Source organism: Dehalococcoidales bacterium, assembly GCA_035529395.1.
Classification (GTDB): Bacteria; Chloroflexota; Dehalococcoidia; order Dehalococcoidales; family Fen-1064; genus DUES01.
The window spans coordinates 58,463-64,636 of the sequence record DATKWT010000091.1; the positions used below are offsets into that span (position 1 = coordinate 58,463).

Here is a 6,174-nt window from a genome sequence, read left to right on the forward strand (position 1 = left end):
ACGAGATAATCGTGACCCATGCCAAAAAAGGGGGCGTTTAAGATGTAAGAGAATACCACCTGCCAGGAACAAAATCCACTTAACAATAAGGAGGGGTGAATGAGTAAGTGGAATACTATATCCGCTATCGATGTTGGTACCACCAAGGTCTGCACCATAGTTGCTGAGACCAACGAAAATGGTCTTATGCGCGTGGCTGGTGTGGGACTTGCTCCGTCCGCAGGATTACACAAGGGACTGGTGGTCAATATCAGTGATGCCAAGGACTCAATCCGTGAATCCGTGAGAAAGGCCGAGCAGGCCAGCGGCTATCAGATTGAGTCAGCCTACGTTGGAGTTACCGGACGGCACATTAGTGCCCGCAACAACCGGGGTGTAGTCGCCATCACTCGTAATGATAGGCTGGTCCGCTCCGATGACCTCAAACGGGTCCTGCAGACTGCCCAGACTGTAAAAGTCCCCAGTGACGAAAGACTGCTCCATCTTATCCCGCGTAACTATACCGTTGATGGGCAGGAGGGGGTCAAAAACCCGGTAGGCATGCACGGGTTCCGACTGGACGTAGAGACACACGTTATCACTGCTGCCGTGTCCTCCGTCCAGAACCTGGTCAAGTGCATCCGTGGCGTAGGGGTTGATATCGAAGACCTCGTGTTCGAGCCCCTGGCCAGCAGCGAGGCAGTGTTGAGCGAGGATGAGAAACAAGTCGGAGTCGTCATGGCTGACATTGGCGGCGGCACCACAGATATTTCCGTCTTCAAGGACGGCAGCATCTGGCACAGCGCCATACTGCCTGTGGCCGGCTACCAGTTTACCAGGGATATCGCTATCGGTCTTGGCCTGCCCTTCGAGGTGGCCGAAGAAATGAAACGGAAGTACGGCACCGTGATGCCGGTGCACGAAGACAAGCCACAGACCGATGCCATAGCCCAGAATGGTCACAACATTTCCTACCAGAGCCTGTGTGACATAATCCGCGCCAGAGTAGATGAGCTCATCAGGCTTATCGCGCTCGAACTGCCGCGTGCCGAGTTCGAGACACTGGTACCTGCCGGTCTTGTGCTCACCGGTGGCAGCTCGAACCTTGCCGGTATAGATGTCCTGGGTCGAGAGATACTCGGAGTCCCGGTGCGGGTAGGCGGGCCGGTCGGCATATATGGCATCTCAGATGTCCTGCACAACCCGGCCTATGCCACCAGTGTTGGTCTACTGCTCTGGGGAATGAAACCCAGGAGTGTGACGAACTGGAGGTCACGCAGCGTTGCAGGAAGCTTCCGGAACCTGGTCTTTCGCATAAGGGGCCTGTTCCACTAGAGGATTCTCATAAGAACAGAGTAACAAAGGAAATAGGAGGAGAATATGGCGAGAACTACCTTTGCCCCCAATCCTGTCAAGATTAAGGTCATCGGTCTCGGTGGCGGTGGTTGCAACGCAGTAACCCGCATGGTAAGGCAGGATATTAAGGGCGTAGAATTTATTGCCATGAATACCGATGCTCAGGCCTTGGCTATCACTGAAGCCCCGCTCCGTGTCCAGCTTGGCGATAAGCTGGTACGAGGGTTGGGTGTGGGTGGTGACCATATGCAGGGGCAGAAAGCGGCTGAGGAAAGCAAAGACGAAATCAGGGAGTACATCTCCGGGGCGGACATGGTGTTTATCACCGCCGGCATGGGTGGTGGCACCGGTACGGGGGCTGCTTCTGTAATAGCCGAGGTTGCTAAGCAGAGTGGAGCACTGACGATTGCCGTGGTCACACGCCCGTTCACCTTCGAGGGTGCACATCGTGCCCAAGTGGCCAACGACGGCATTGCCCGACTTCTGGACAAGGTGGTTGATACCCTGATAATTATTCCCAATGACCGCTTACTGGAGCTTTGCGACCATAAGACGGGCGTAGATGAGGCCTTCAGGATGGCGGACGATGTACTCAGCCACGGTGTTCAGGCAATCGCCCAGGTAATCACCGTACCCGGGATGATAAACCTGGACTTTGCCGACGTTAAGGCGGTGATGAAAGACGCCGGGCCTGCCTGGATGTCTATCGGTAAGGGGACAGGACAGCACCGTGCGGCTGATGCCGCCAAAGAAGCCCTGGAAAGCCCCTTGCTGGACGTCTCCGTGGGTGGTTCCAGAGGTGTGCTGTTCAACGTGGTGGGCAGCGACGACCTAACCCTCTTCGAGGTTAACGAGGCCGCCGAGATAATCAAGGCGGCAGTGGACCCCGAGGCCAACATCATCTTCGGCGTGGTCCACGACCCCACAATGGACAAGGAGATAAAGATAACGCTCATCGCCACCGGCTTCACCAACAAGATAGATTTGCCGGGAGACAATAAGGACGATGAGATCACCGAGTTCCTGAAGGAATGTAAGAGCGAAGACCAGCTCGATATTCCTGCCTTCCTGCGTCGCCCTCTCTACAACCAGCGGCGCGCTCCTGCGCAGTCGACTACTACGCCTCACCCGACCACACATCCCCTCTTCCGCTAGGTTCGAGTAACGGCGCGTGGGGTGACTGCTACCCCATGAAACTCAGCAGGGCTGCAGGGTGTTTCTCAGGCCTTGCAGCCCTGCTGTTGCCGGGTCAGAACTCCGGCACTTCCCATTCCCGTGTTGGCCCGGACGGGGCCGCCTTCTTGCCTTATCACCATATTTCCGCACGCGTGGCCGCTTTTCTGCCGGTCGATAGCAATTGCCCACCAATCGTGATGAAAAGTGCTTGACAAGTACTATATGTTGTGGTTTAATGGTTGTCCTGCCCCATATATAGGTGATAGGATACTACGGGAGTTGGAGTCTGATGAACTGTCCCTATTGCGGTTATCATGATTCGCGGGTGATGGATTCGCGCGAGGTAAATGAAGGAATACGTCGGCGTCGTCAGTGCCTCGGTTGCGGAGCGCGTTTCACCACCTATGAGCGTATTCAGCCGGTAAGCCTGTTTGTTATCAAGAAGGATAACCGGCGCGAGGTATTTAATCGGGAGAAGATGTTGAGTGGTATGCGTAAAGCCTGCGAGAAACGACCACTGCCGACCGATGTGGTGGACAGACTGGCGGATGAAATTGAGGCCGAACTGTACAATTCAGGAAGGGCGGAGATACCCGGTACGATGATTGGTGATGCGGTAATGAGGCGGTTGAAGGGTCTGGACCATATTGCCTACATCCGTTTCGCCAGTGTCTACCGTGAGTTTGCCGATATCACTGCTCTGAAGCAGGAAATTGACACTCTGATGGGTGATGAGGTCGAGGTAACGCCACCGAGTACCCAGTTGCCGCTGATGCCTGATGAGGGAGCGGGGGTGGGAGCGAGAGGACCTCAGGGGAGTGAGAAATGAACGCACCGGAGCGCTCGCAGGATAGGCAGGTGAACCAACTCAGCCGTACCCAGATTGCGCGGGCGACGTTCCAGGCGGCGGAGAGCATGGGTATTTCGGACAGGAACCATATAGAGCGGCTCACCAGGCGGGTTATCGAGCGGCTGGAAGAGAAACGGACTACCCTTACTCAGGGTAATATGGGGCCAGTCCGGCCTCTGCCCGGGATGGAAGACCTGATGCCGAAGTCCTACCGCCAGCAGAAACACCTGACCAGCGAATCGGAGATACTGGAGATGGTCAAGGAGTTCCTGGATGCCGAAGAACCGACACAAATTCAGGAGGTAATACCAAAGATGAAGGTTGTCAGGGATTTGAGCACCGATAGAGTAGCTGTCTCCGGATTGCACCTTACGGAGAATGCACAGCGTGTGCTTGAAAAGCGGTACTTGCGGAAGGACGGAGAAGGGCAGGTTGTCGAGCAACCGGAAGAGCTGTTCCACCGGGTAGCGCGAGCTATTGCTGCGGCAGAAGCTACCTATGGCTCCCAAAAAGATGCCGATACCTGGGAAGCAGAGTTTTACCAGGTTATGACCAGCCTGGAATTCCTGCCCAATTCCCCCACCCTGATGAATGCCGGCCGTGAGCTCGGGCAGCTATCCGCCTGCTTCGTCCTGCCGGTCGAGGACTCCATGGAGTCGGTCTTCAATGCCGTGAAGAATACGGCCTTGATACACAAGAGTGGCGGCGGGACCGGGTTCTCATTCTCTAAGCTGCGACCGGAAGGCGACCATGTAGGTTCCACCGGTGGTGTGGCCAGTGGCCCTGTTTCCTTCATGCGTGCATTTGATACCGCTACCGACGTAATCAAGCAGGGAGGGATGAGACGCGGTGCCAATATGGCCATCCTGAGAGTTGACCATCCTGACATCATGAAGTTTATCACGGCCAAGGATGACCCTACTGCCTTCACCAACTTCAATCTGTCCGTAACTGTCACCAATGAGTTCATGGAAGCGGTCAGGACCGGAGGGGACTACAACCTGGTGAACCCGCGTACCGGGCTGGTGGTGAAGACCCTGAACGCGAAAGAAATGTTTGACATAATCGTGGCAAATGCCTGGAAGACGGGTGACCCCGGGATTGTCTTCATCGACCGGATAAACGAGCATAACCCCACCCCGCATCTGGGTAGTATCGAGAGTACGAACCCCTGCGGCGAGCAACCCCTGCTGCCTTATGAATCCTGTAACCTGGGTTCAATAAACCTGGCCAGAATGCTCCATGATGTCGATGGCAAGACCGAGATTGACTATCCCAAGCTGGCAGAAACGGTAAAGGTTGCCGTCAGATTTCTTGATGATGTCATTGAGGTCAACCAGTACCCGATACCGGATATTGCCGAGATGACCAGGCAGACCCGCAAGATAGGTCTGGGTGTGATGGGCTTTGCCGACATGCTGCTCCAGCTTGGCCTTCCCTACAATTCGGAGGAAGCGATGCAGGTGGCGCGGGATGTCATGGAGTATATACAGATCGAAGCCACGGCAGAATCGAAGCAGTTGGCTACCGAGAGGGGAGTCTTCCCGGCCTTCAAGGACAGTGTCTACGATAAGCCCGACGGCATCAAGGTGAGAAATGCCACTAGAACTACCATCGCGCCCACCGGCACCCTGTCTATAATCGCCGGTTGCTCCAGTGGTATCGAGCCACTCTTTGCCCTGAGCTACGTACGAAATATCCTCGATGGTGCCCGGATGGTGGAGGTAAATCCCTATTTTGAGGAGGTGGCCAGGAAGGAGGGCTTCTATTCTGACGAGCTCATGGAAAAGCTGGCTAACGGCATCAGTCTACATGATATTGAGGGTATCCCCGACCATGTGAAGCGATTGTTTGTCACTGCCCACGAGATTAGTCCGGAGTGGCATGTACGGATGCAGGCTGCTTTTCAGAAAAACACCCACAATGCGGTATCCAAAACGGTCAACTTTCCACGCCAGGCGACCAGAGAGGATATCGCCAACGTTTATAATATGGCCTACGAGCAAGGGCTGAAAGGAATAACCACTTACCGTGACGGTAGCCGTGAGAATCAGCCGATGAGTACCGGTGCCGCCGCGGAGGAAGCGGGGGAGACCATGATTGCCCCCCGGAAGCGGGCCAAGATGACGACCGGGATCACGGAGCGGGTACGTACCGGATGCGGGTCCCTGTATGTTACGGTAAATTCTGATGAGTACGGGATTTGCGAGGTCTTCTCGACTTTGGGGAAGTCCGGCGGGTGTGCCTCGGCACAGCTGGAAGCCACCTGCCGCCTCATTTCACTGGCGCTGCGGGCAGGCATGGACGCAGAGTCAATCATCAGGCAGCTACGCGGTATCCGCTGCCCGTCGATTGCCTGGGAAGAGGGCAAATCGGTGCTCTCCTGCGCCGACGCCATTGCCGGAGTCCTGGAAAAGCACGTATTCGGCGAGAAGACAGATGACAACGGTGGTGAGAGTTTGCAGGACTACGGACTGGTCCGGAACATCGCCGGGCAGTGTCCGGACTGCGGCGGCCTGCTGGCCTACGAGGAAGGCTGCTTCAAGTGCCACGGCTGCGGGTATACCAAGTGCTGAGGCGATGCTGACAGGTGTGTGCAGCATTGTAGGAGGTAAGGGATGCCGAACGGATTATTGAGGATTGCCGTAATCAGACTTACACAGCAAGGTAAGACGATATACATCGGCAAGATGGCTGCTGGAGAAATCCTGGCTAGGGGCGTAACTACTGAATGGGACCCAGACAAAGGCTGGGATCTGAGCCAACAGGGGTATCAGAGAGCGCCAAATGAGAAGCACTATAGGAGGATATAG

Annotated in this window: 5 protein-coding genes; all 5 read left to right on the forward strand. The window is 55.6% G+C overall.

Annotated elements, in window-relative coordinates:
- Positions 1-99: 99 nt before the first annotated feature.
- The 5 genes from ftsA (at position 100) to VMW13_06210 (ending at position 6,174) form a co-directional block, all read left to right on the forward strand.
- On the forward strand, positions 100-1,314 hold the full coding sequence (gene ftsA / locus VMW13_06190) for a cell division protein FtsA (GenBank protein HUV44402.1): 1,215 nt from the start codon (positions 100-102) through the stop codon (positions 1,312-1,314).
- Positions 1,315-1,359: 45 nt separating this feature from the next.
- Positions 1,360-2,490 (forward strand): cell division protein FtsZ, encoded by a 1,131-nt coding sequence (gene ftsZ / locus VMW13_06195; protein ID HUV44403.1) that lies wholly within the window; start codon positions 1,360-1,362, stop codon positions 2,488-2,490.
- A 310-nt stretch (positions 2,491-2,800) separates the two neighbouring features.
- Entirely contained in the window at positions 2,801-3,340 is a 540-nt protein-coding gene (nrdR, locus tag VMW13_06200) for a transcriptional regulator NrdR (GenBank protein ID HUV44404.1), read from the forward strand.
- Between the two features lie 335 nt (positions 3,341-3,675).
- Positions 3,676-5,937, forward strand: coding sequence for a vitamin B12-dependent ribonucleotide reductase (locus VMW13_06205; GenBank protein ID HUV44405.1), 2,262 nt, complete (start codon positions 3,676-3,678; stop codon positions 5,935-5,937).
- A gap of 42 nt (positions 5,938-5,979) precedes the next feature.
- Complete coding sequence (locus VMW13_06210) at positions 5,980-6,174, forward strand: hypothetical protein (protein ID HUV44406.1); 195 nt, start codon at positions 5,980-5,982, stop codon at positions 6,172-6,174.